This is a genomic window from Pseudomonas sp. Irchel s3a12 (genome assembly GCF_900187485.1).
In the GTDB taxonomy this organism is placed as follows: Bacteria; Pseudomonadota; Gammaproteobacteria; order Pseudomonadales; family Pseudomonadaceae; genus Aquipseudomonas; species Aquipseudomonas neuropathica.
In genome coordinates this window covers 545698-570080 of the sequence record NZ_FYDN01000002.1, presented here as the reverse complement: position 1 = coordinate 570080, position 24383 = coordinate 545698, and the positions used below count along the sequence as shown (strand labels likewise).

At 60.1% G+C, this 24383-nt stretch carries 26 protein-coding genes and 1 riboswitch; of the genes, 21 read left to right on the top strand and 5 right to left on the bottom strand.

The window, feature by feature from the left end; all coding sequences use genetic code 11:
• The first annotated feature begins 103 nt into the window (after nucleotides 1-103).
• The 5 genes from CKW14_RS06045 (at nucleotide 104) to CKW14_RS06025 (ending at nucleotide 4782) form a co-directional block, all read left to right on the top strand.
• Nucleotides 104-1162, top strand: coding sequence for a DUF2066 domain-containing protein (locus CKW14_RS06045; protein WP_095050232.1), 1059 nt, complete (start codon nucleotides 104-106; stop codon nucleotides 1160-1162).
• A gap of 34 nt (nucleotides 1163-1196) precedes the next feature.
• Complete coding sequence (locus CKW14_RS06040; RefSeq protein ID WP_093440003.1) at nucleotides 1197-2270, top strand: AI-2E family transporter; 1074 nt, start codon at nucleotides 1197-1199, stop codon at nucleotides 2268-2270.
• Between the two features lie 206 nt (nucleotides 2271-2476).
• Nucleotides 2477-3181, top strand: coding sequence for a DnaA regulatory inactivator Hda (gene hda / locus CKW14_RS06035; protein ID WP_007919828.1), 705 nt, complete (start codon nucleotides 2477-2479; stop codon nucleotides 3179-3181).
• A gap of 226 nt (nucleotides 3182-3407) precedes the next feature.
• Nucleotides 3408-4025: a C40 family peptidase gene (locus tag CKW14_RS06030; RefSeq protein ID WP_007919826.1), complete on the top strand. Its 618-nt coding sequence runs from the start codon at nucleotides 3408-3410 to the stop codon at nucleotides 4023-4025.
• A 220-nt stretch (nucleotides 4026-4245) separates the two neighbouring features.
• Entirely contained in the window at nucleotides 4246-4782 is a 537-nt protein-coding gene (locus CKW14_RS06025) for a C40 family peptidase (protein WP_095050233.1), read from the top strand.
• A gap of 133 nt (nucleotides 4783-4915) precedes the next feature.
• Here the strand turns inward: CKW14_RS06025 and CKW14_RS06020 are convergent, their stop codons facing one another.
• Together CKW14_RS06020 and CKW14_RS06015 are read right to left on the bottom strand one after the other, a co-directional pair.
• Nucleotides 4916-6229 carry a sorbosone dehydrogenase family protein gene (locus tag CKW14_RS06020; protein WP_095124971.1) on the bottom strand — a complete coding sequence of 438 codons (1314 nt, stop codon included), beginning with the start codon at nucleotides 6227-6229 and terminating at the stop codon, nucleotides 4916-4918.
• A gap of 66 nt (nucleotides 6230-6295) precedes the next feature.
• Nucleotides 6296-6880 (bottom strand): hypothetical protein, encoded by a 585-nt coding sequence (locus tag CKW14_RS06015; RefSeq protein ID WP_095051078.1) that lies wholly within the window; start codon nucleotides 6878-6880, stop codon nucleotides 6296-6298.
• Between the two features lie 163 nt (nucleotides 6881-7043).
• Nucleotides 7044-7274, top strand: a riboswitch (cobalamin riboswitch).
• 80 nt (nucleotides 7275-7354) lie between these two features.
• Between CKW14_RS06015 and cobO the strand changes: the two genes are divergently transcribed.
• The 14 genes from cobO (at nucleotide 7355) to CKW14_RS05950 (ending at nucleotide 18882) form a co-directional block, all read left to right on the top strand.
• Entirely contained in the window at nucleotides 7355-7966 is a 612-nt protein-coding gene (cobO, locus tag CKW14_RS06010) for a cob(I)yrinic acid a,c-diamide adenosyltransferase (RefSeq protein WP_003223053.1), read from the top strand.
• Nucleotides 7963-9288, top strand: coding sequence for a cobyrinate a,c-diamide synthase (locus tag CKW14_RS06005; RefSeq protein WP_095124969.1), 1326 nt, complete (start codon nucleotides 7963-7965; stop codon nucleotides 9286-9288). Before cobO ends, CKW14_RS06005 begins: the two co-directional genes overlap by 4 nt.
• A complete protein-coding gene (bluB, locus tag CKW14_RS06000) occupies nucleotides 9285-9935 on the top strand; it encodes a 5,6-dimethylbenzimidazole synthase (RefSeq protein WP_095124967.1) in 651 nt (216 codons plus the stop codon). The genes CKW14_RS06005 and bluB overlap by 4 nt, the downstream gene beginning before the upstream one ends.
• Nucleotides 9932-10840: an adenosylcobinamide-phosphate synthase CbiB gene (gene cbiB / locus CKW14_RS05995; RefSeq protein ID WP_095051080.1), complete on the top strand. Its 909-nt coding sequence runs from the start codon at nucleotides 9932-9934 to the stop codon at nucleotides 10838-10840. Before bluB ends, cbiB begins: the two co-directional genes overlap by 4 nt.
• A complete protein-coding gene (gene cobD, locus CKW14_RS05990) occupies nucleotides 10833-11825 on the top strand; it encodes a threonine-phosphate decarboxylase CobD (RefSeq protein ID WP_095124965.1) in 993 nt (330 codons plus the stop codon). Before cbiB ends, cobD begins: the two co-directional genes overlap by 8 nt.
• The gene (locus tag CKW14_RS05985; protein ID WP_095124963.1) at nucleotides 11822-13273 is read left to right on the top strand and encodes a cobyric acid synthase; all 1452 of its coding nucleotides are present in this window, start codon (nucleotides 11822-11824) and stop codon (nucleotides 13271-13273) included. Before cobD ends, CKW14_RS05985 begins: the two co-directional genes overlap by 4 nt.
• 152 nt (nucleotides 13274-13425) lie before the next feature.
• Nucleotides 13426-13947 carry a bifunctional adenosylcobinamide kinase/adenosylcobinamide-phosphate guanylyltransferase gene (gene cobU, locus CKW14_RS05980; RefSeq protein WP_095124961.1) on the top strand — a complete coding sequence of 174 codons (522 nt, stop codon included), beginning with the start codon at nucleotides 13426-13428 and terminating at the stop codon, nucleotides 13945-13947.
• The gene (gene cobT, locus CKW14_RS05975) at nucleotides 13944-14999 is read left to right on the top strand and encodes a nicotinate-nucleotide--dimethylbenzimidazole phosphoribosyltransferase (protein ID WP_095124959.1); all 1056 of its coding nucleotides are present in this window, start codon (nucleotides 13944-13946) and stop codon (nucleotides 14997-14999) included. The genes cobU and cobT overlap by 4 nt, the downstream gene beginning before the upstream one ends.
• Nucleotides 14996-15571: an alpha-ribazole phosphatase family protein gene (gene cobC / locus CKW14_RS05970; RefSeq protein WP_095051085.1), complete on the top strand. Its 576-nt coding sequence runs from the start codon at nucleotides 14996-14998 to the stop codon at nucleotides 15569-15571. Before cobT ends, cobC begins: the two co-directional genes overlap by 4 nt.
• A gap of 1 nt (nucleotide 15572) precedes the next feature.
• The gene (locus CKW14_RS05965; protein ID WP_095124957.1) at nucleotides 15573-16304 is read left to right on the top strand and encodes an adenosylcobinamide-GDP ribazoletransferase; all 732 of its coding nucleotides are present in this window, start codon (nucleotides 15573-15575) and stop codon (nucleotides 16302-16304) included.
• A gap of 176 nt (nucleotides 16305-16480) precedes the next feature.
• Entirely contained in the window at nucleotides 16481-16885 is a 405-nt protein-coding gene (locus tag CKW14_RS05960; protein ID WP_007919794.1) for a MarR family winged helix-turn-helix transcriptional regulator, read from the top strand.
• A gap of 53 nt (nucleotides 16886-16938) precedes the next feature.
• Nucleotides 16939-18147, top strand: coding sequence for an MFS transporter (locus tag CKW14_RS05955; protein ID WP_093440060.1), 1209 nt, complete (start codon nucleotides 16939-16941; stop codon nucleotides 18145-18147).
• Nucleotides 18144-18266 carry a hypothetical protein gene (locus CKW14_RS30145; protein WP_256573964.1) on the top strand — a complete coding sequence of 41 codons (123 nt, stop codon included), beginning with the start codon at nucleotides 18144-18146 and terminating at the stop codon, nucleotides 18264-18266. The genes CKW14_RS05955 and CKW14_RS30145 overlap by 4 nt, the downstream gene beginning before the upstream one ends.
• Nucleotides 18267-18321: 55 nt before the next feature.
• A complete protein-coding gene (locus CKW14_RS05950; protein ID WP_095051087.1) occupies nucleotides 18322-18882 on the top strand; it encodes a glutathione peroxidase in 561 nt (186 codons plus the stop codon).
• 210 nt (nucleotides 18883-19092) lie between these two features.
• On the opposite strand, the gene CKW14_RS05945 is transcribed toward CKW14_RS05950, so the two are convergent.
• From CKW14_RS05945 to CKW14_RS05935, 3 genes are all read right to left on the bottom strand, one after another.
• A complete protein-coding gene (locus tag CKW14_RS05945; protein WP_095051088.1) occupies nucleotides 19093-20364 on the bottom strand; it encodes an OmpP1/FadL family transporter in 1272 nt (423 codons plus the stop codon).
• A 146-nt stretch (nucleotides 20365-20510) separates the two neighbouring features.
• Nucleotides 20511-20993: a hypothetical protein gene (locus tag CKW14_RS05940; RefSeq protein ID WP_095051089.1), complete on the bottom strand. Its 483-nt coding sequence runs from the start codon at nucleotides 20991-20993 to the stop codon at nucleotides 20511-20513.
• Between the two features lie 274 nt (nucleotides 20994-21267).
• Nucleotides 21268-21492, bottom strand: coding sequence for a hypothetical protein (locus tag CKW14_RS05935; RefSeq protein ID WP_003214941.1), 225 nt, complete (start codon nucleotides 21490-21492; stop codon nucleotides 21268-21270).
• Between the two features lie 963 nt (nucleotides 21493-22455).
• Here CKW14_RS05935 and CKW14_RS05925 point away from each other — a divergent pair.
• Complete coding sequence (locus CKW14_RS05925; protein WP_095051090.1) at nucleotides 22456-22779, top strand: hypothetical protein; 324 nt, start codon at nucleotides 22456-22458, stop codon at nucleotides 22777-22779.
• A gap of 175 nt (nucleotides 22780-22954) precedes the next feature.
• Nucleotides 22955-24319 carry a DNA recombination protein RmuC gene (gene rmuC / locus CKW14_RS05920; RefSeq protein WP_176091711.1) on the top strand — a complete coding sequence of 455 codons (1365 nt, stop codon included), beginning with the start codon at nucleotides 22955-22957 and terminating at the stop codon, nucleotides 24317-24319.
• The last annotated feature ends 64 nt before the right edge of the window (nucleotides 24320-24383 follow it).

Genomic DNA, 24383 nt, shown 5'->3' with positions numbered 1-24383 from the left:
CTTACCGCTACCGTGTGAATGTTTTGCGATGGCAGATTGTCACAGCCTTGCTTAACCGGTTCACGCGGCCTGTTCCAGCCGCTCCTGTCGACGGGAATTTTCCATGCGTTTTTGTAAATTGTTGTTTGTGGGTTGTTTGTCTCTGCTCAGCCTGGCGAGTCACGCCGAAAATCTCAAAGGCCTTTATCAAGTGCGTGAGCCGGTCAATGGCCAGGCTCCGGAAGAACGTGATCGCGCCACGCAGGCGGCGCTCGACACGTTGGTGCTGCGTTTGACGGGCGATCCGAAAGCTGCGCAAAACCCGGGGCTGGCGGCGATTCGCAAGGATCCGCAGCAAATTATCAGTCAGTTCGGTTTCGATGCCGGGCCGCCGGAGGTGCTGAAGGTCGATTTTGATCCGGCGACCACCGAGCAGGCGCTGCGTCGGGCCGGCCTGTCGTTGTGGGGCGCCAGTCGGCCGTCGATCCTGAGTTGGTGGCTGAACGATTCGGCCGAAGGTTCTAGCCTGGTCGGTGACGGTCAGGCCGCTGCGGCGCCGTTGCGTACGGCTGCGCAACACCGCGGCTTGCCGTTGCGTTTACCGCTGGCTGATTTGAGTGAGCAGTTGGTTGCCACTGCGCCAGCGCTTGAGGGCACGGATCCGGCGCCACTGCGCGGTGCTTCGGAGCGCTACAACGCTGACGCCTTGCTGGCGGTGCATGCCCGTGAAGAGGGCGGGCAATGGCAGGCCAAGTGGCACTTGTGGCTGGGCGACCAGAAAGAGGCGGGCAGTGTGCAGGGCGCCGATCAGGCCGCTGTCGCTGATGCGGTGATGCTGGCGGTGGCTGAGCGTCTGGCGCCACGATTTGTTGCCAAGCCCGGTGCTTCGGGTCAGCAGACCCTGGAAGTCCAAGGCATGAATCTTGAACATTACGCGGCGCTGCTGCGGTTACTCGAACCGTTTGGCGTGCGTCTGCAAAGTGTTGATGGCGATCGTATCGTTTATCGGGTCAATGGCAGTGCCGATCAGATGCGTGCGCAGCTGTCGCTGGCGAAGTTGCAGGAGTTACCGGCCGAGGCGCCGGCTCCGGTAGCGGCGCCACAACCAGTGGCTGGTGGCGCAACACCTGTCGCGGCGCCAGCCCCGACCCCGGCAGCACCGTCGTTGCGGTTTCGCTGGTAAGTCTTTCCTTATATAGAAGCAACAGGAGTGGTACATGGCCGATACGCGGCGTTGGTTCTGGCTCGGTGGGGTAGTCCTGCTTTGCGCGTTTGTGTGGTTGCTGCACCCGATCCTCACGCCGTTTCTGGTGGCGCTGCTGCTGGCTTATCTGTTCGATCCGTTGGTGGATCGTCTGGAAAAACTCGGGCTGTCGCGAACCTGGGGCGTGATCGCGGTGTTTGCGTTGTTCACGCTGATCGTCACCGCACTGATGCTGGTGCTGGTGCCGATGCTCGCCAAGCAGTTGCTGCGTCTGTACGAACTGGCACCGCAGATGCTCGACTGGTTGCAGCACACAGCTGTGCCGTGGGCGCAGTCGAAGCTGGGGTTGTCGGACGGGTTCTGGAAGTTCGATAAGGTCAAGGCTGCGATCAGCGAGCACATGGGTCAGACCACCGACATTGTCGGCGTGGTGCTGAGTCAGGCAACGGCCTCCAGTCTTGCGCTGATCGGCTGGCTGGCCAATCTGGTGCTGATCCCGGTGGTGAGTTTCTACTTGCTGCGCGACTGGGACGTGATGATGGCCAAGATCCGCAGCCTGCTGCCGCGTGATCGTGAAGAGCGTGTAGTCGCCTTGGCTGGCGAATGTCATGAAGTGCTGGGCGCGTTCGTTCGTGGTCAGTTGCTGGTGATGCTGGCGCTGGGTGTGATTTATGCGGCAGGCTTGATGATTGTCGGTCTGGAGCTGGGGCTGTTGATCGGACTGATCGCGGGGCTGGCGGCGATCGTGCCGTACATGGGCTTCGTGATCGGCATTGGCGCAGCGCTGATTGCCGGGTTGTTCCAGTTCGGTGGTGATCTGTACCCGATGGTCGGGATCGTCGCGGTGTTCATGGTTGGTCAGGCGCTTGAGGGTATGGTGTTGACCCCGTTGCTGGTGGGTGATCGTATTGGTCTGCACCCGGTGGCGGTAATCTTCGCGATTCTGGCTGGCGGCGAGCTGTTCGGTTTCACCGGTGTGCTGTTGGCCTTGCCGGTGGCGGCGGTGATCATGGTGCTGGTGCGCCATGTGCACGACTTGTACAAGGATTCCGAGATCTATAGCGGTGTGGACGAGCCGGAGTTGTAACGGTGCAGGGCGGCCCGGCGATTAGCCGGGTTGGCCCGTGTCCTGCAGGCGCTGGCGCCAAAGAATCTGTCATAAAACCAGCGTGTTAACGCAAACCTTTGATTTTGCTTGGACTCTGTCGCATTGTGCGCTCAGCTTCACGGGTATAAACTTCGCAAACTTTACACAGAGGCCACTAACGGTTCCTTGAGAACTGTTCAGTCAGCATGAAACCGATTCAGCTGCCCCTAGGTGTGCGTCTGCGTGACGACGCCACCTTCATCAACTACTACCCAGGCGCCAATGCCGCTGCACTCGGCTATGTCGAGCGTCTATGCGAAGCCGACGCCGGCTGGACAGAAAGCCTGATCTACCTGTGGGGCAAACACGGCGTAGGGCGGACGCATCTGTTGCAGGCCGCATGCTTGCGCTTCGAGCAGATGGGTGAGCCGGCTGTGTATTTGCCGTTGGCCGAGTTGATGGACCGCGGCGTTGAAATCCTCGACAACCTTGAACAGTACGAGCTGGTTTGCCTGGACGACTTGCAAGTGATTGCCGGCAAGGCTGACTGGGAAGAGGCGATGTTTCATCTGTTCAATCGTCTACGTGACAGCGGTCGGCGCTTGCTGATTGCCGCCTCCACCTCTCCGCGTGAATTGCCGGTCAAACTGGCTGACTTGAAATCCCGCCTGACCCTGGCGCTGATTTTCCAGATGCGTCCGCTCTCCGATGAAGACAAATTGCGCGCCTTGCAATTGCGCGCGTCGCGTCGCGGTCTGCACCTGACTGACGAAGTCGGGCATTTTATTTTGACTCGCGGCACTCGCAGCATGAGTGCGCTGTTTGACTTGCTTGAACAGCTCGATCAGGCCTCCTTGCAGGCGCAGCGCAAGCTGACCATTCCCTTCCTGAAAGAAACCCTTGGCTGGTAGCCATCCCTTTGGTTCTGTGGCTTGTAGCGTGTTTCGGCATATTTCAGGCGCCAGAAAATCCGCTTTCCTGCGAGGTGCGCAGGCCGCGTATCGGTTCAAATGGGCTTAAGCGCTTAGATGTAAACGAGAAACCGAGAAGTCACAAAAAGATCGATTGAATTTGCAAATGAGGCTGATAGCGGGCATAGTCTCGGCTTCTTTACAACTATCAGCCACGGTCGTGCCCATGCTAAAGCGCTTCGCACCCCTCGTGCCTCTCGCACTCGTCACCCTGTTGTACGGTTGCGCTGCTCATTCTCCAGTTCAAGAGCAGCCTCAACAGGTCAAAAATTCTGCCACGGCTCAGTCTTCCGTTATTTACCAGGAAGAGCTGGACACCGAAAAAGAACTCAACGAATTCAATGGCAAGAAGCCTTATCAGCTTCCTGTTCTGGCCGACAGCATCCTCGAACGCGGCATGTCCCTGATCGGTACCCGTTACCGTTTCGGCGGTACCTCTGAAGCCGGTTTCGATTGCAGCGGTTTCATCGGCTATCTGTTCCGCGAAGAAGCTGGCATGAACCTGCCGCGCTCGACCCGCGAAATGATCAACGTTGATGCGCCGCTGGTCTCGCGCAGCAACCTTGAGCCGGGCGATCTGCTGTTCTTCGCCACCAATGGTCGTCGCGGTCGTGTCAGTCACGCCGGGATCTACTTGGGTGACAACCAGTTCATCCACTCCAGCAGTCGTCGCAGCGGCGGTGTTCGCATCGACAGCCTGGGTGATAGCTACTGGAGCAAGACTTTCATCGAAGCGAAACGCGCTCTGGCCAACGCTCCAACCGTCGTCACTGCTCGCAAGTAATTCCCCCGATGTCGCTGCGCTCGCGGCGACAATCAGGCTCCCTGCAATGGAGTAGACGTAGACTTTACAAGGTGAAGTTAAAGTCTTACTTGAAGTTTGCCGCGTAGCCGCTAGAATCCTGTATCTATATTGATGGCAAACCGCCTGCGTGCTCACGCAGGCGGTTTTGTTTTCTGTCCATCGGCAGAAAAAGCCGCAGCCAGATCAGGATGTTCTGCTTATGACGATGACGGCCCGCCTCACATTGATCTTCTTCGCAGCGCTGCTCAGCGCCTGCGCCAGTCGTACGCCGCCACCTGCGCCGGTGGTTCGCGCTCCGGTCGTATTCGGTCCTTCGCAAGCTTTCTCGCCGGCTGCTGAAGACGTGCTGTTTCGCGCGCTCGGCCTGGTGGGCACGCCGTATCGCTGGGGCGGCAACACGCCGGATTCGGGGTTTGATTGCAGCGGGCTGATCGGTTTTGTCTACCGTGATGCGGCGGGCATCTCTTTGCCGCGTTCGACGCGTGAGCTGATCGTTATGCAGGCGCCGAATGTCGGCAAGGAAGGCTTGCAGACTGGCGACCTGATCTTCTTCGCCACCAATGGCGGCTCGCAGGTCAGTCATGCAGGGATTTACGTCGGGGAAGGGCGCTTCGTGCATGCGCCGGCCACCGGCGGCACGGTGAAGCTGGACAGCCTGTCGAAGGCGTACTGGCAGAAAGCTTATCTGAGTGCCAAGCGGGTGTTGCAGCCGGAGCATCTGGCGCATAACCCGTAGTAAAAATCGCAGCAATCCTAATGTGGGAGCGAGCCTGCTCGCGAAAGCGGTGTATCAGTCAACTCAATGGAGACTGACACTCCGCATTCGCGAGCAGGCTCGCTCCCACAGTTGTTTCAGGTCACATTCAGCATCACTTCGTGGCCGACACTCGCCACACCTTATTGCCAACATCATCCGCCACCAGCAAACCACCTTGCTGATCGATCACCACGCCTACCGGCCGACCCAAAGCATTCTCGTCCTTGTCGAGGAACCCGGTCAGCACATCCACCGGTTTGCCGCTCGGCTTGCCGCCGGTAAACGGCACGAAAATCACTTTGTAGCCACTGTGCGGTTTGCGGTTCCATGAGCCGTGCTGGCCGATAAACGCGCCTTCCTTGAACTGCGCCGGCAGCGTGTTGCCCTCGGCAAAGCTCAGGCCCAGCGAGGCGGTGTGCGGCCCGACTGCATAATCCGGGGCAATGGCTTTAGCCACCAGGTCCGGATTCTGCGGCGTAACGCGGACATCGACATGCTGGCCGTAGTAACTGAACGGCCAGCCGTAGAAACCACCGTCCTTCACGGAAGTGATGTAGTCCGGCACCAGGTCACTGCCGATTTCATCGCGCTCATTCACTGCCGTCCACAGCGCGCCACTGGTCGGTTCCCAGGCCAGGCCGTTGGGGTTGCGGATGCCCGAGGCGAAGATCCGGTGATTGCCGGTTGCACGATCGACTTCCCAGATCGCCGCGCGGCCCTCTTCCTTATCCAGGCCATTTTCGCCGACGTTGCTGTTCGAGCCGACCGTGACATAGAGCTTGCTGCCGTCCTTGCTGGCAATAACGTTTTTGGTCCAGTGGTGATTCAGCGTGCCGCCGGGCAGATCGACAACCTTGATTGGCTGCGACTTGATCTCGGTCGCGCCGGGTTCGTAGTTGAAGCGCAGCAGGCGATCGGTATCGGCGACGTACAGATCGTTGCCGACCAGGGTCATGCCGAACGGCGAGTTGAGGTTCTGCAGAAACACCGTGCGGGTCTCGGCAACGCCATCATGATCGGCGTCACGCAGCAAGGTGATGCGGTTCGGACTCGGCACGCCAGCGCCGGCCTTGCCCATGACTTTCTTCATCACCCAGCCACGAATGCCGCTGCTGTCATCAGGCTTGGGTGGAGCGTTGGTTTCCGCCACCAGCACATCGCCGTTGGGCAACACATAGAGCCAGCGCGGATGATCGAGGCCTTCGGCGAATGACGCGACCTGAGTGCCAGCCGCCGCAGTCGGTTTGCCGCCCTCGGGCCAGCCGATCGCCGGGGCGATGTTCACCGTCGGGATCAGGGTCTTGTTCGGTTCGGGTAGTTTCGGTGATGGGCCGGTGCCGTCGGAGACTTGCAGGCTGGAGGATTCACCACAGGCGGCGAGCCCTCCGGCGAAGGCGATGACAAAAACGAGCTGGGGCTTGCGCATTGCTGATCTTCCCTATGAATGCATTCCTAATCATAGAGGAGGGCGCAAGCCCGATGGTTCAACTGCTCAGCCGCGGGCTTCCTTGAACAGCACGGCGATGCCCGGGTGATAGTTGCCCGCTTCGCTGCGCAATTTGCGGTAGGCGTAGGGGAAATACCAGGCGACCGCGCAGGTGTGTTCCTTTTGCAGGTCGTCGACCATGTCTTGCAGTTCTTCGGGGCTGGCGCTGTGCTGGGCTTTCTGCGGCGCGACAAACAGGCAGCCGAGCTTGAGGTCGCTGGCATAGCTGATGCGTTTGGCGTCGTTGGTGATGTCCAGCAGGGCTTGAGTCAGATTCAGGTTGGTAACCTTTGGCCAGCGCTGAGTGGCCTGGATAAAGGCGCGGTCTTCGGCACCGGCGAGAAACAGATCGGCGCGGGCATTGCGCTCGCCTTCTTCGTTCTGCTTGCGCGTGGCAGTGTCGTTCAAAGTGACCAGCTCAGCCATCCAGGCTGCGGCCGAGAGCACTCCGAGATTGGCTTTCTCGTCATGCCAGTAAGGGGTGTCGCTGTCGCCGCGCACGGCGTTGTAGCGGTCGATACAGTCAAACCAGCGTTCAAGCACCGGGCGCAGGAATTCCAGGCGCGGGTTGCTGATGATCATGCCTTGCATCGTCATCATCCTTTATTGTTGTAGTGGGCTTTTCGAGAAAAGCATGGCTCTTTGATATCATCTGTATCAGTGTGGCACAAGATTGGCGGCAGATAAGTGATCGGCGGCAGTTATTCGCCCGATGGCCGCCTCTTTAATTGACGCTCCACCCCCAACCCTCTAACCTTCGCGGCTTGTTTCAGGTGCTCTGTGACCTGCGTCGACAGAGTGAAACAGGGAAGCCGGTGAGGGTTGTCTTCGCACGAAGAACCACCACGATCCCGGCGCTGCCCCCGCAACGGTAAATGAGTGAAAACTGCGCCTTGAGCCACTGCCTCGAAAGAAGCGGGAAGGCGCGCAGTCAGGCATGCGCCGCTCATGAGCCCGGAGACCGGCCTGATCCATCCAGCGGCATCACGGTGGGCGATGCCAGGCTTTTTGCCTTCTATTCTTGTGCCTGCCCGCCGTTATCCAGCCTCAACGGAGAGCTCCCCCATGACTGATTCCCCCGAGCGCGACGAACGCCATCTGGCGCGTATGCAGCGCAAAAAAGCCGTGATCGACGAACGCATTGCCAACTCGCCCGACGAGTGCGGCCTGGTGCTGGTGCTCACCGGCAATGGCAAAGGCAAAAGCAGCTCGGCGTTCGGCATGCTCGCCCGCGCCATGGGCCACGGCATGCAGTGCGGTGTGGTGCAGTTCATCAAGGGCCGCAACAGCACCGGCGAAGAGTTGTTCTTCCGGCGCTTCCCCGAGCAAGTGCGCTTTCACGTGATGGGCGAGGGCTTCACTTGGGAAACCCAGGATCGTCAGCGCGACATCGCCGCCGCCGAAGCCGCGTGGGCCGTGTCCCGTGAATTGCTGCGTGATCCGTCGATCGGTCTGGTGGTGCTCGACGAATTGAACATCGCCCTCAAGCACGGCTACCTCGATCTTGATCAGGTGCTCAGCGATTTGCAGGCGCGTCCGCCGATGCAGCATGTGATCGTCACCGGTCGCGCGGCCAAGCCGGAAATGATCGAGATGGGCGACACGGTCACCGAAATGGGCATGCTCAAACACGCTTTCCAGGCCGGCATCAAAGCGCAGAAAGGCGTCGAACTTTGAATCAACCACGTCACTGCCCGGCGGTGCTCATCGCCGCGCCGGCCTCCGGTCAGGGCAAGACCACCGTCACCGCCGCGCTCGCCCGTTTGCATCGCAATCAGGGGCGCAAAGTGCGCGTGTTCAAATGCGGCCCGGACTTCCTTGATCCGATGATTCTCGAGCGCGCCAGCGGTGCGCCGGTGTATCAACTGGACATGTGGATGGTCGGCGAGCAGGAAAGTCGTCGTCTGTTGTGGGAAGCCGCCAATGAGGCGGATCTGATTCTGATCGAAGGCGTGATGGGCCTGTTCGACGGCACGCCTTCCAGCGCCGATCTGTCGCGGCACTTCGGCGTGCCGGTGCTCGGTGTGATCGACGGCACGGCCATGGCACAGACTTTTGGTGCGTTGGCGCTCGGTTTGGCCAGGTATCAGCCGGACTTGCCGTTTGCTGGCGTGCTGGCCAACCGTGTCGGCACCTTGCGCCATGCGCAATTGCTCGAAGGCAGCCTCACCGAAGGTCTGCGCTGGTACGGCGCGTTGTCCCGCGAGACCGGTATCGAACTGCCGAGTCGTCATCTCGGCCTGGTCCAGGCCAGCGAATTGAATGATCTGGATGTGCGTCTCGACGCCGCCGCCGACGCATTGGCCAGCAGTTGCGAGGTAGCGCTGCCACCGGCCGTGGAGTTTGCTGCACCGGACGTGATCGCTGTCGAGCCGTTGCTGAAGAATGTGCGAATTGCCGTCGCCCGTGATGAAGCGTTTGCTTTTACCTACGGCGCGAGTCTCGATCTATTGCGGGCGATGGGCGCCGAGTTGAGTTTCTTCTCGCCGATCCGCGACACGCAATTGCCTGAAGCGGACAGCCTATATTTGCCCGGTGGGTATCCGGAACTGCACCACGTTGCGTTGTCGCAGAACACCGCGATGTGTGAGGCGATTCGCGCGCATCATGCGGCGGGTAAGCCGTTGCTCGCCGAGTGTGGCGGGATGCTGTATCTGCTCGATTCGTTGACTGACGTTGAAGGTACCCGCGCTGAATTGGTCGGGCTGCTTAAGGGCGATGCGGTGATGCAGAAGCGTCTGGCGGCGTTGGCGTTGCAAGCGGTGGATCTGCCGGAAGGTTCGTTGCGCGGGCACACTTATCATCATTCGCTGACCACCACCGAACTGGCGCCGATTGCGCGGGGTTTGAGCCCGAATGGTGGGCGTGGCGCCGAGGCGGTTTATCGTGAGGGGCGGATGACGGCTTCTTATGTGCACTTTTATTTTCCGTCGAATCCTGCGGCTGTCGCTGCACTGTTTGCGCCTGATTCCGAAGGCGCCTTCGCGAGCAGGCCATGACCGACAACACATTCTCCGAAGCCGAGCGCGAAGCGGTTTATAGAGCCATCGCCGAACGCCGCGACATGCGCCACTTCACCGGCGGCAGCGTCGAGCCGGAGCTGTTGCGCCGACTACTGGAAGCCGCCCACCAGGCCCCAAGCGTCGGCCTGATGCAGCCCTGGCGCTTCATCCGCATCAGCGACCGCAGCCTGCGCGGGCAGATCCAGAATCTAGTGGAAGAAGAACGCATCCGCACAGCCGAAGCCCTCGGCGAGCGCAGTGACGAGTTCATGAAGCTCAAGGTCGAAGGCATCAATGATTGCGCCGAAGTGCTGGTCGCCGCGTTGATGGATGATCGCGAAAAGCACATTTTCGGTCGCCGTACATTGCCGGAAATGGACATGGCCTCGCTGTCCTGCGCGATCCAGAATCTATGGCTGGCCTCGCGCGCCGAAGGCCTCGGCATGGGCTGGGTCTCATTATTCGAGCCGCAGGCGCTCGCCGATTTGCTGAAGTTGCCCGAAGGTTCCAAGCCGCTGGCGGTTTTATGTCTGGGGCCGGTCAAGGAATTCTATCCGGCGCCGATGCTGGTACTCGAAGGTTGGGCGCAGGCGCGTCCGCTCAATGAGCTGCTGTACGAAAATTATTGGGGAGTGAGTCAATGAGTGTGGCGTTGTTGAGTGTCGCCGCGGTGGCGCTGGATGCGCTGCTCGGTGAACCGAAACGCTGGCATCCGCTGGTGGCGTTCGGCAATTTTGCCGGGCGCATCGAGCAACGTTTCAACGCCGGTGGCCGGGGTTGGCGCAGCCATGGGGTCACTGCGTGGGTGATCGCGGTGCTGCCGCTGACCTTGCTCGCCACGGCGTTTTCCTGGGCGCCATACGTGGGCTGGGTCGTCGAGATTCTCGCGCTGTATTGCGCCCTCGGCATGCGCAGCCTCGGCGAGCATGTCGCGCCGGTCGCCGCCGCGTTGCGCGCGGATGATCTGGACGAGGCGCGCAAGCGTGTCGGCTATCTGGTCAGCCGTCAGACCGATGAACTCGACAGCACCGCCGTCGCCCGTGCCGCCACTGAGTCGGTGTTGGAAAACGGCAGTGATGCGGTGTTTGCCGCGCTGTTCTGGTTTGTCGTGGCGGGTGCGCCGGGCGTGGTCCTCTACCGCTTGAGCAATACGCTCGATGCGATGTGGGGCTATCGCAACGAACGCTTTGAGCGTTTCGGTTGGGCAGCGGCAAAAATCGACGACGTGTTGAACTACATTCCTGCGCGTCTGGTGGCGTTGACCTACGCGCTGCTGGGTAAAACCCGACTCGCGTTGAAGTGCTGGCGCACACAGGCGCCGAAGTGGGACAGCCCCAACGCCGGTCCGGTGATGGCTGCCGGGGCCGGTGCCTTGGGCGTGGAATTGGGCGGCCCGGCGATCTATCACGGCGAACTTCACGACCGTCCGCAACTCGGCGAAGGCGCTCCAGCGGATGCCGATTCCATCGACCGTGGCTGGCAATTGGTCCAGCGCGGGGTATGGTTATGGCTGCTGATTCTCTGCGTGGGGGCTGAATTCTATGCTTGAGCACGGTGGCCGGCTGCGCAAGGCTGCACACGATTACGGCATTGCCGAGGCGGACTGGCTTGACCTGTCCAGCGGCCTCGCGCCGTGGCCATTTCCGATCCCGGAAGTCCCGCTACGCGCCTGGGCGCGCTTGCCGGAAACCGATGACGGTCTGGAGCAAGCTGCGTGCGATTACTACGGTGCCGCGCAAGTGCTGCCGGTGGCCGGTTCGCAGATGGCCATCCAGTTGCTGCCGCGTTTGCGCCGGGCCGGCAAGGTCGGCGTGTTGTCGCCGTGTTATGCCGAACACGCCGAAGCGTGGCGGCGCTGTGGTTACATCGTGCGCGAAGTGCTGGAGCAGGAAGTCGAATTCTTTCTCGACAGCCTCGACGTGCTGGTGGTGGTCAACCCGAACAACCCGACCGGCTTGAGCCTGACCCCGGCACGATTGCTCGACTGGCACGCGCGGCTCGCCCGGCGCGGTGGCTGGCTGGTGGTCGATGAAGCCTTCATGGACAACACGCCGCAGTTGAGCCTGGCCCCGCATGCGCATCAAGTCGGGCTGATCGTGTTGCGTTCGTTCGGCAAGTTTTTCGGTCTGGCCGGGGTGCGTCTGGGCTTTGTCCTGGCCGAGCGCAAGTTGCTCAAACTGCTCGCCGAACAGGTCGGGCCTTGGGCGGTGAGCGGGCCAACCCGAGTGCTTGGCCAGGCGTGCCTGCAAGACACCGAAGGTCACACCCGCCAACGCATTCGCAGCGATGAGGCCAGCGAACGATTGGCAACGCTGCTTGAGCGCTACGGCTTCAAGCCCCAGGGCGGTTGCGCGCTGTTCCAGTGGCTGATCACCGAGCATGCCGAAACGCTGCACGCATTCATGGCCCGTCGCGGCATCCTCCTGCGCATTTTCACCCACAACAGCAGTCTGCGTTTTGGTCTGCCCGCCGATGCGACTGAAGAGACGCGCCTCGAACAGGCTTTGATAGCCTTCACCAAGGACCACCCATGACCACCCTGATGGTGCAAGGCACCACTTCCGACGCCGGCAAAAGCACACTGGTGACGGCGTTGTGCCGCTGGGCAACTCGTCAGGGCGTTGCGGTCGTACCGTTCAAGCCGCAGAACATGGCGCTCAACAGTGCCGTGACCGCTGATGGCGGTGAGATTGGTCGCGCGCAAGCGGTGCAGGCGCAAGCCGCTCATCTCGAACCGCACACCGACATGAACCCGGTGCTGCTCAAGCCGAACAGCGACACTGGCGCGCAAGTGATCATCCATGGTCGTGCCATCACCACGATGAACGCGGTTGCCTACCACGACTACAAAGCCATCGCGATGCAAGCCGTGCTGGCCTCGCATGACCGACTCAGTGCCGCGTATCCGCTGGTGATGGTCGAAGGCGCGGGCTCGCCGGCGGAGATCAATCTGCGTGCCGGTGATATCGCCAACATGGGTTTTGCCGAAGCGGTGGATTGCCCGGTGTTGCTAATCGCCGACATCAATCGCGGCGGGGTTTTTGCTCATCTGGTTGGCACCCTTGAGCTGCTGTCGCCGAGCGAACAGGCACGGGTCAAAGGTTTCATCATCAACCGTTTTCGCGGCGACATCGCTTTGCTGCAACCGGGCCTTGACTGGCTGGAACAGCGCACCGGCAAACCGGTGGTCGGCGTGTTGCCCTACGTGATGGATCTGCATCTGGAGGCCGAGGACGGCATCGATCAGCGCCAGACCGACAAGGCTGAGCAGGTGCTGAAAGTGGTGGTGCCGGTGCTGCCGCGCATCAGCAACCACACCGATTTCGATCCGCTGCGTCTGCATCCGCAGGTCGATCTGCAATTCGTCGGCCCGGGGCAGGCGATTCCGGCGGCTGACCTGATCATTCTGCCGGGCTCGAAAAGCGTGCGCAGCGATCTGGCTTATCTGCGCGCCAATGGCTGGGATACGGCGATCTCTCGGCACTTGCGTTACGGCGGCAAAGTGCTGGGGATCTGCGGCGGTCTGCAGATGCTCGGTGAGCAGGTGCATGACCCGCTCGGCCTCGAAGGCGCGCCGGGCACGAGTGCCGGTTTGGGCTTGCTGGCGTTCGAAACCACACTTGAAGCCGAGAAGCAGTTGCGCAATGTGCGTGGACGGCTGGCGCTGGAAGATGCCGACGTCAGCGGTTATGAAATTCATGCGGGCGTGACCAGCGGACCGGCGTTGGAAAACGCTGCGGTGCATCTGGATGATGGCCGTTGCGACGGTGCACAGAGTGTTGATGAGCAGGTATTCGGCACCTATCTGCATGGCCTGTTCGAATCGCCGGCGGCGAGTGCGGCGTTGCTGCGCTGGGCCGGGTTGAGCGATGTGCAGGCGGTGGATTACCACGGCTTGCGCGAGCGCGATATCGAGCGGCTGGCGGATCTGGTGGAAAAGCATCTGGATACTGATCTGTTGCGACAGCTCTGTGGGATTTGAGGTGAATTTTATGGCCTCATCGCGAGCAGGCGAAGGCCTACAGGGTTATGTGTTTTACACAAAACTCTGGGTTGCTCGAGATCCCTTGTAGGAGTGAGCCTGCTCGCGATAGCGCCTATGGCTTCAACACATAATTTTCAGGATGTCCCCCCATGCTCCAACTGATCCTCGGCGGCGCCCGCTCCGGCAAAAGTCGTCTGGCCGAAAAGCTCGCCAGCGACAGCAACCTCTCGGTCACCTACATCGCCACCAGCCAGCCGCTTGATGGCGAGATGAGTGATCGCGTCGCCCATCACCGCGCCCGCCGACCCGTCGAATGGGCACTCATTGAAGAACCCTTGGAACTGGCCCGCGTCCTGCGCGAAAGCGCCAGCGCCGAGCGTTGCTTGCTGGTCGATTGCCTGACCCTGTGGCTGACCAATCTGCTGATGCTCGATGACGCCGAACGCCTCGCCGCCGAGCGCGAGGCCTTGCTCGAATGCCTGGCGTCTTTGCCGGGTGAAATCATTTTTGTCAGCAACGAGACCGGAATGGGTGTCGTGCCGCTGGGCGAATTGACTCGCCGCTACGTCGATGAAGCCGGTTGGCTGCATCAAGCTCTGGCTGAGCGCTGTCAGCGTGTTGTCCTGACTGTCGCCGGCCTGCCCCTGACTCTGAAAGGACCTGCGTTATGACTCAAACCTGGTGGCTGAATCCGTGTAAACCGGTCGATCTGAACGTTGTTGAACAAGCGACGGCGCGGCAACAGCAATTGACCAAACCGGCAGGTTCGCTGGGACGTCTGGAATCGGTTGCGGTGCAACTGGCCGGTCTGCAAGGCCAGGTCAAACCGACGCTGGCGCAGGTCTGGATTGCGATTTTTGCCGGTGATCACGGCGTGGTCGCTGAAGGTGTTTCGGCGTTCCCGCAGGAAGTCACCGGGCAGATGCTGCTCAACTTTGTCAGCGGCGGTGCGGCGATCAGTGTGTTGGCGCGGCAGCTCGGTGCGCAGCTGGAAGTGGTTGATCTGGGCACGGTGAATCCAGCGCTGAACCTGGCGGGTGTGCGCCACTTGAATATCGGCCCGGGCACGGCCAACTTCGTGCGGGGCGCGGCGATGACTCAGGCTCAAGGCGAGCTGGCATTGCAGGCCGGTCGCGACAGTCTGTTGCGGGCGAAAGCCGCACGCACACAGTTGTTCATCGGTGGCGAAATGGGCATCGGCAACACCACCGCCGCCAGCGCCTTGGCCTGTGCTTTGCTCGATTGCCCGGTGGCACATCTGACGGGTCCCGGCACCGGGTTGAATGCCGAAGGCGTCAGCCATAAAGCGCAAGTGATCGAGCGCGCATTGGCGTTGCACGCCGCGCAACGGGGCGATGCCTTGCAGACCCTGTTCAATCTTGGTGGTTTTGAAATCGCGGCGCTGGTCGGCGCGTATCTGGCGGCGGCTCAAGAAGGTGTTGCAGTATTGGTCGACGGCTTTATCTGCACGGTCGCTGCGCTGGTTGCGGTGCGCTTGAATCCGGACTGCCGCGAGTGGTTGTTGTTCGGTCACCGGGGCGCCGAGCCGGGCCATCGCCATGTGCTGGAAACGCTGAAAGCTGAGCCGTTGCTGGAACTCGGTCTGCGTCTGGGTGAGGGCAGTGGCGCCGCGTTGGCGGTGCCGTTGTTGCGTCTTGCTTGCGATCTGCACGGGCAGATGGCGACCTTCGCCGAAGCGGCGGTGGCGGATCGTCCGGCATGACGCTGCAGCTGGATCTGATGCGTCATGGTGAAACTGAACTCGGCGGTGGTTTGCGCGGCAGCCTCGACGATGCGCTGACCGAACGGGGTTGGGCGCAGATGCGTGCGGCGGTAGTCGAAGGCGGGCCGTGGCAGCGGATTGTCAGTTCGCCATTGCAGCGTTGTGCGCGCTTCGCCGCCGAACTGGGCGAACAGCTGAGTCTTCCGGTGCAGCTGGACCAGGATCTGCAGGAGCTGCATTTCGGTGCATGGGAAGGGCAGAGCGCAGCGGCGTTGATGGAAACGGACGCCGAGGCCTTGGGGCTGTTCTGGGCTGATCCGTATTCCTTTACTCCACCGCAAGGTGAGCCGGTCAGCGCGTTTTCCTCGCGAGTGTTGGCAGCGGTTGCGCGCCTGCACACTGCGTACGCCGGTGAGCGGATTTTGCTGATCAGTCATGGCGGCGTGATGCGTCTGCTGTTGGCGCAAGCGCGAGGGCTGCCACGCGAACAACTGCTCAATGTCGAGGTCGGGCATGGCGCAATGTTTGCGCTGACGGTCGAGGTTGACGGTTCACTCAAGGAAGGTCACTGACATGTTGCCGCTGTGGATCGCCCTGCAATTTCTCAGCAGCCTGCCGATTCGCCTGCCGGGGATGCCCGAGCCGGAGCAACTTGGGCGGTCGTTGCTGTTTTATCCGCTGGTGGGATTGCTGTTCGGCGTGATCCTGTGGGCGCTGAATCTCGCCTTGAGCGGCGCGCCGTTGTTGCTGCATGCGGCATTGCTGTTGACGGTTTGGGTGGTGCTCAGCGGCGCACTTCATCTGGATGGTCTGGCTGACAGCGCCGATGCCTGGCTCGGCGGCTTTGGTGATCGCGAGCGTACGTTGACGATCATGAAAGACCCGCGCAGCGGGCCGATTGCGGTAGTGACGCTGGTGCTGGTGTTGCTGCTCAAGTTTGCTGCACTGCTGGCGCTGATCGAGCAAGGGTATGGGCTGGCGTTGATCATTGTGCCGCTGCTCGGGCGGGCGGCGCTGCTGGGGTTGTTTCTGACGACGCCGTATGTGCGTGCGGGCGGGTTGGGGCAGGCGTTGGCTGATCATCTGCCGCGCAAGGCCGGATGGTGGGTGCTGGGCTTGAGTGCATTAGTCTGCGTGCTGATTGCCGGATTCAGTGCCGTCGTTGCGCTGATGATCGCTGTCGGTGTGTTTGTCTGGTTGCGGCAGGTAATGATGCGGCGGTTGGGCGGGGCGACGGGCGATACGGCGGGGGCGTTGCTGGAATTGCTGGAGATGGTGGTGTTGGTTGGATTGGTTTTGATCTGACAGTTTTGGATTGTCTGTGCTGGCCTCTTCGCGAGCAGGCTCGCTCCCACAGGGGGATCGCATTGCAAATGTAGGAGTGAGCCTGCTCGCGATAGCGGTGTGTCAGGCGCCACAAATGTTATGGGTAAACTCATCTGTAACTTGATTTAACATAGTCGCGGGTATATACACGCATCATGCTTCCTTCTCAGTGTTTGTGCACCAACCTGCGTCGCGCCGCTCGTGGCGTCAGCAGGCATTACGACGGCGCTCTCGACGGCTTCGGGATCAACGTTGCCCAGTATTCTTTGCTGTGCAATCTGCAGCGTCTGGATCAACCGAGCATTTCCGAACTCGCCGAGGCGATGGGTCTGGACCGCAGCACCCTCGGGCGCAATCTGCGGGTATTGGAAGGCGAGGGGCTGGTGGCGCTGGCCGAAGGCGAGGACATGCGCAACCGCATCGTCAAACTCACCGAGACCGGCGTGCAACGCCTGGCAGCGGCACTGCCGGCCTGGGAAGCAGCGCAGCAGCGGTTGATCGACCGACTGGGCGCCGAGAAGCGTGAAACCTTGCTCAGATTGCTGGATGAACTGGCCTGAGGCCGGTTTTTTCCAAACTCAAGCGGGTATATACCCGCAAGCGGAGAATAACAATGACATCGATGTGGCGTACGTGCGGTTGGGTGTTGCTGGGGAGTGCGCTGATCCTGGCGTTGTCATTGGGCGTGCGGCACGGCTTCGGGTTGTTTCTGTCACCGATGAGCGCTCAGTTCGGCTGGGGAAGAGAGGTGTTCGCCTTCGCCATTGCCTTGCAGAATTTGATCTGGGGCCTGGCGCAACCGTTTACCGGTGCATTGGCTGACCGCTTCGGCGCGGCAAAAGTGGTGCTCGTCGGTGGGGTGCTCTACGCGGTGGGTCTGGTGTGCATGGGCCTGTCTGATTCGGCGGTGACGCTATCACTGAGCGCTGGCCTGCTGATCGGCATTGGTCTGTCCGGCACCTCGTTTTCGGTGATCCTCGGCGTCGTCGGCCGCGCGGTGCCGCCGGAAAAACGCAGCATGGGCATGGGCATTGCCAGCGCCGCCGGCTCTTTCGGCCAGTTCGCTATGTTGCCGGGTACCCTCGGCTTGATTGGCTGGCTCGGCTGGTCGGCGGCGTTGTTGGTATTGGGCTTGCTGGTGGCGCTGATCGTGCCGCTGGTGAGCATGCTCAAGGACAAGCCGCTGCCGGTGCTTGGCCATGAACAAACCCTGTCCGAAGCGTTGCGCGAAGCCTGCTCGCATTCCGGGTTCTGGCTGCTGGCGTTTGGTTTTTTCGTTTGCGGTTTTCAGGTGGTGTTCATCGGTGTGCACTTGCCGGCCTATCTGGTCGATCAGCATCTGCCGGCCAGTGTCGGCACCACGGTGCTGGCGTTGATCGGGCTGTTCAATATCTTCGGCACCTACACCGCCGGCTGGCTCGGCGGACGCATGTCCAAGCCGCGCTTGCTCACCGCGTTGTATCTGCTGCGCGCAGTGGTGATCGTGTTGTTCCTGTGGCTGCCGGTGACGACCACGTCGGCGTACCTGTTTGGCATGGCCATGGGTTTCCTGTGGCTGTCGACGGTGCCGTTGACCAACGGTACGGTGGCGACCTTGTTCGGGGTGCGAAACCTTTCCATGCTCGGTGGCATCGTGTTCCTCTTCCATCAGTTGGGATCGTTCCTTGGCGGCTGGCTAGGCGGGGTGGTGTATGACCGAACCGGGAGTTATGACTTGATCTGGCAAGTGGCGGTTCTGCTGAGCCTGCTGGCAGCCGCGCTGAACTGGCCGGTGCGCGAGCGTCCGGTCGCACGCCTGCAAGCCGCAGCGAGCGCCGCATGAGCCGATTCTGGCGACGATTGGCCATCACTGCACTCGGCGCCGCTGTGCTGGCGCTGGTGTGGTGGGGCTGGCAGCAGGGCGGCCTGGCCTTGATGCAGTTGGGCATGAGCATTTGCTAGAAGCGGGCATGACGAGTAACGTCGAATCCTGAACGACTGCTCAAGGATGCTCGACATGCTGATGCGCTGGTGTGCTGTTCCCGCGTTGCTGATGGCGTTGACTGGTCTGGCCCAGGCCGCCGACTGTCCCGAATTGCTGCAAGGCTCACTGCCCAAGTTGCGAGCCAAGGAATCCATTGATCTGTGCAAGCAATACGCCGACAAGCCACTGGTGGTGGTCAATACGGCGAGCTTCTGCGGTTTTGCGCCGCAGTTCGAAGGCCTTGAGGCGCTGCATAAACGCTACGAAGGGCAAGGTTTGCAAATGCTCGGGGTGCCTTCCAACGACTTCAAACAGGAGTCCAAGGACAGCGCCGAGACTGCCAAGGTCTGCTACGCCAACTATGGCGTGACGTTCAATATGACCGAGCCGCAGAAGGTTCGTGGTGATGACGCTACGCATCTGTTCCAGATATTGGCGGCACAGAGCAGCGCACCGAAATGGAATTTCTATAAATATGTGGTCGATCGCCAAGGCAAGGTGATCGCCAATTTTTCCAGTCTGACCAAGCCGGATGATCCGGAGTTTATCGCCGCGATCGAGAAGGCTATCGCCTCGAAACCGCTGAAGCCATAGCGCTGTTTTTTTGTGGGAGCGAGCCTGCTCGCGAAAGCGATCTGCCAGTCGACAGGTGTATTGGTTGATACACCGCCTTCGCGAGCAGGCTCGCCCCCACGCGGGAAGTGTGTTGTGGTGGTGAGCAAAATCAAGGCATCAAAAAAGCCCCGCCTCTGCAAAGAGAGCGGGGCTTTTTTGTAGGCGAGGGATTAGCCTCGCCGTGCAGCATCAGAAGCGGTAAGTAGCGCCGACACCGAAACCGTTTGCCGAGTTTTCATACTTGGCATCGTAGGTCTGACCACGGTTGTTTTCGTTGCGGATCTTGACCGACTCTTCCTTCAGGTACGAGTAGGCGACATCGATGGTCAGGTCGTCGGTCGGGCTCCAGCCGGCACCGATACTGAAGATGGTGCGGTCGCCAGTCGGAATACGTGGCGAACGGTCTTCGTTATTGGTCGGCGACTGGTCGAACGTCAGGCCGGTACGCAATACCCATTCCTTGTTCAACTGATACGACGTACCCACGGCGTAGGCCCAGGAGTCATGCCAGTTCTGGTCTTCGTTGATCGAACCGAACTGACCGGCCAGCAGCGGCTGTACCCCGGAGTTCTTGACGGTGATTTTTTCCAGCTGGCTCCAACGGGTCCAGGTGGTACCGGCATAGACGTTCCAGCGATCGTTGATTGCCTGGGTGACCGAGAAGTCGATGGATTCAGGCGTGGTGATCTTCAGCGAAGCGTCGTATTTCTGGTTGGCGCCCAGACCGATTGCGCCGAGCACACCGTAGTTGACCTTGGTGTTGCCTTCGAGCTTGTAGTCGACTTTCGAGTGGTAAGTCAGACCCAGGCGCGTGGTATCAGTGGCTTGTACCAGCACGCCGACGTTGTAGCCCAGCGCGGTGTCGTCACCCTTGATCTTGACCTTGCCGTCCGGGAACGCCGGAGAAATCGACAGATTGGACTCCAGCGAGCCGTCGATGCGGTTGATGGTCGGACCGAAACCGATCGATACCTTGTCGTTGAAGGCGTAGCTGACAGTTGGCTGGAATGTGATCACTTGTACTTCGGACTTGCTGCCGAAGTAACGGCCGGCAAAGCCTTTTTCGTAGTCGGTAATCAGGCCGAACGGCACGTACACGCCCAGGCCGAATGCCCAGTGCTCATCAATTGGTTTGACGTAGAAGCCCATAGGTACAGCGGTGAAGGGCACCATGTCGCCTTTGTTGCTGCCGCCGTTGGGGCTGGAGCTGGCGTTGCTGATATCGGTATGAGCATCGACAACGGCTACACCGCCGGTGACTTGTTCGCGCTTGATGCGCGACATGCCGGCAGGGTTGCCATAAACAGTGCTTGCGTCGTCTGCAGAAGAAGATCGCCCGGCAAAACCAGTCCCCATCCCACTGATGCTTTGTTCGTTGAGGGCAAAGCCGGCCGCGAAAATTTGAGTGGAGGCAAGGGTAACGGCGAGGCTAAGGGTGGTTTTGAGCATGACTTTTTTCATTATTAGAACTCCTGGTGATCACCGGGGCGAAAATTACCAACATTTTCGCCCTAGCGCTATAGCTCGTATGCCTTGATTTAGAGCGGTTTTGTAGGACAATCCGACCAGATTCGCGACCTGTTGGCAGATCTTTTGAAACCAGACGGTCAGCAAGCGACCTGATTCACCGTTGAAACACAGGTGTGCCAGGCGTAAGTGAAGTCGCGCAGACGACCTTGGGGTTGGAAGGTCTGGCGCCAGATGCGCGCCATTCCCAGTAAATCGCTGGAATCGGGGAGTGTGGGGTTTTGTTCTTCTACCAGCAGCCAGGCAATGGCCGTGGCGTAACGCAGATTTACTGTCAATTCCAGGTGCGGACCGGTCAGGAAGGCATGCTGACTGGCGAGGCCACGAACCAGGCTGGCACGTTCCGGATCGAGCGCCAGATAATCATCCCAAAGGGCCTGGTGGCGATGCTCGGCGATACGGTAGAGGCCGTGGCCACGGCGGTCATGGAGGGCGGAACCCAGGGCAGACTGGCTGGCGGCGATGCCCAGCAGGAGAGATTCGGCGGTCGCGCTGTGGCGTCCCAGATAAATCAGCGTAGGACGGATCACGTAGCGGCACAGTTCGCTGGCAGCGATACCCATAACACCCTCGGTTCTTGTTATTAATGGCGAGTCCTGAAAGGGGGCTTGGCAGCTATGGATCGGTTCAGGCTCGCCGCAAGCGGATCATGCCGCTTGAGTTGAAGTGTAGTGTCATATTCGCGACGTAAAGGACTGTTTTTAAAATATTTCCCGCTGCGGGGAATATCCGTTATATCCGATGGTACTTAGCCGCTGAGGGGTAAAAGCGAAACATCAGGCAATAAAAAGCCCCGCATTGTGTGCGGGGCTTTTGCTTTTGCAGCCTTTTCGGCTCTCAGGCAACCAGTGCCTGACGGGTACGATCGATCACGGCCTGCAGCGGTTCAGCGCTGGAGTACTGATCGGGGTACAGACGCTCGCTGTGGCGGGCGATACCGTGTTCGTTGACCAGTGTGAAGCTGAAGCAGCCTTTGCGAGCGGCCATGATCAGGCAGTTCATTGGTGCAAAAGCGTTGGTTAGGGTGCGAATGGCATCCTGAGTATGGATTTGAGTAGACATAGTTATTAGGTGTTCCTACAAATGACACGGATAAGAACCGTGCAACGTTAAAACGTTCCAGTAACGTCGACCACCATTGGTCGAACGAAGAACCCGACTGGAACAAAGCAGCCAGTTTGAAGCGCTATTAAGTTGGCGCGCTTGGGCTGGCAGGTAGGTACTTAGGAGGGCAGGCATCACAACGAGGGCAAAGGTTCTGGGCCCGGGGTGAAGATCCTGATCAATTTGCAGGTTGGTTCGGTCAGAGTAAGTGTTCTTCGCAACACCCTTCACGTCATTGGAAGGCTGTGTTGTCGCAAGATTTACCTGGAAACCATCGAGGGGTCGTTCCCGCTTTTTTCGGTAGAGCTTCTTGGAAGAAGGCAGACCGTGGGGATGTGTTCGACCGGAATTGACTTTCAGCTTGGTACTAACGCCGCGGATACTAACGGATCGAAACGGGTAAAGCAAACTTCGTGTAGAAAAACATTGCAGACGCCGATTGAGTCTGCTTTGGGGGGGCGATGAATTGCCCGCATTTAGCGCAGCTAGTGACCGTCGGTCGGTGAAGATTTGTTCATCAAGTCCCGTGCCAGACCGGTTTATCCCCAGACCGGTTAGCAAAACGACCCGAAAAAGCGCATCGATATAACCGGGTAACAGGTACTTGTGCACATTAGTTGCGCAAGCTGTAACGGCACTGTCATACCAATCCTGACTCCACTGGCTGCCTGCATCGAAAGTTTAAGTCAATGAAAAACATCGCTTTTTTTTGTTGGTGAAAAAATCGTCAGTTTGACTGCGAGCCCCATTCCATAAGGCTTTGCGACGGTTGGAGGGCGGTTGTCCACTGAGTTATCCACAGCTTCTGTGGATTGTCCCGAGCGCTTGCTCTAGGACGGGCGTGCCGGGTTGTTTTTCGACTTTACCTGTAAGAAAAAGAGAGTAGAGTGGCGCGCCTTCCGATTCGTCCCACAGTGCTTTATGAAGTTTCGCTCAGTATCAGACTCTGTTACCTCACAACCTTCTCCTGTTACCCCGCCCAAGCGATTTTCTGTTCGCGTCGCAGAATGGCTGCTCGACAGCCCGCGCCTGAGCGACAGTCATAATGCCAAACACATCGCAGGGTGCTTGCTCAAACAACCGGCGCGTGAAGGCGTGGTGGCTGCGCAAAGCCGCCTCGGTCAGTTGATGTGCCGTGAGTGCGGTAACGCCCGGGATCGTCGCATCGGTCAGGATCTGCTGCGCCAGGCCGCTCGCGCCGGTGACCGTCGTGCGCAACAGGAACTCGGTCTGCTCGAAGACTGAGCTGTCCAAGACCTGACACCTTGGTTAACCTTCAGGCTTTATAAGATCGGCGGGAGTGGCTATGGCGATGGACTTGACCAGCGTATTGCTGGGGCTTGCGGGGGCGGGATTGCCACTGCTGGCGCTGGCCTGGCAACTGCAACGCCGGGCGAGCAATGGCCAGGCCGAGGTCGCCTTGCTCGAAGAGCGACTGGCCATGGCGCAACTGGCGCAGGACGGACTCAACGCGCAGCTCGACGCCAGCCGCGATGAAGTTGCCGATCTCGGCCAGGCCAACGCCGCCAAGCAGGCTGATCTGGCAGCGCTGCGCCGGGAAGTCGAGCTGCTGCAGATCGAGCGTGATGACGCCCGCGATGCCTCCCACGCCTGGAACCTCGAACGCGCGAACAAGGAAGCTGAGCTGCGCCGCCTCGACGCACAAGCCGCTTCACTGAACGCCGAACTGCGCGAGCAACAGGAAAGCCACCAGCAACGCCTCAACGACCTGCAAGGCTCGCGCGATGAACTGCGTGCGCAGTTTGCCGAACTGGCCGGGAAGATCTTCGATGAGCGCGAGCAGCGCTTTGCCGAGACCAGTCAGCAGCGGCTCGGGCAGTTGCTTGATCCGCTCAAGGAGCGCATCCAGTCCTTCGAAAAACGGGTGGAAGAAAGTTATCAGGCCGAGGCCCGCGAGCGCTTCTCGCTGGCCAAGGAGCTGGAACGTTTGCAGGCGCTCAATCTGCGCCTGAGCGACGAAGCCACCAACCTCACCCGCGCCCTCAAAGGCCAGAAAACCCAAGGCAACTGGGGCGAGCTGATTCTTGAGCGCGTGCTCGAACACGCCGGTCTGGAGAAGGGCCGCGAGTATCAGACCCAAGTTAACCTCAAAGGCCCGGATGGCGAGCGCTTCCAGCCTGACGTGATCATTTATCTGCCGGGCGACAAGCAAGTGGTGGTGGACTCCAAGGTGAGTCTCACCGCCTATCAGCAATACGTTGCAGCCGACGACGACACCCTCGGGCAGATCGCGATCAAGCAGCATGTATTGTCGTTGCGCAATCACGTCAAAGGCCTGGCCGGCAAGGATTACAAACGTCTTGAAGGCCTGCACAGCCTCGATTTCGTTTTGCTCTTCGTGCCGATCGAGGCCGCATTTTCGGCAGCTTTGCAGGCTGAGCCATCGCTGTTTCAGGAAGCCTTCGACCGCAACATCGTCATCGTCAGCCCGACGACGTTGCTGGCGACTTTGCGGGTGATCGACAGTCTGTGGAAACAGGAGCGCCAGAGCCAGAACGCGCGGGAAATCGCCGAGCGCGCCGGGTGGCTGTACGACAAGTTCGTGCTGTTCATTCAGGATCTTGACGAGGTCGGCAACCGCCTGCAGCAACTGGACAAAGCCTACAGCTCAGCGCGCAACAAGCTGACAGAAGGGCGCGGTAATCTGGTCAGTCGCAGTGAGCAGCTGAAATTGCTCGGCGCCCGGGCGAGCAAGAGCTTGCCGGCGGATTTGCTGGAGCGGGCGATGACCGATGTCGATGGTCTCGTCGAACTTCCTGAATAAAGATCAAAAGATCGCAGCCTCCGGCAGCTCCTACAGGATGTACGCCATACCAATGTAGGAGCTG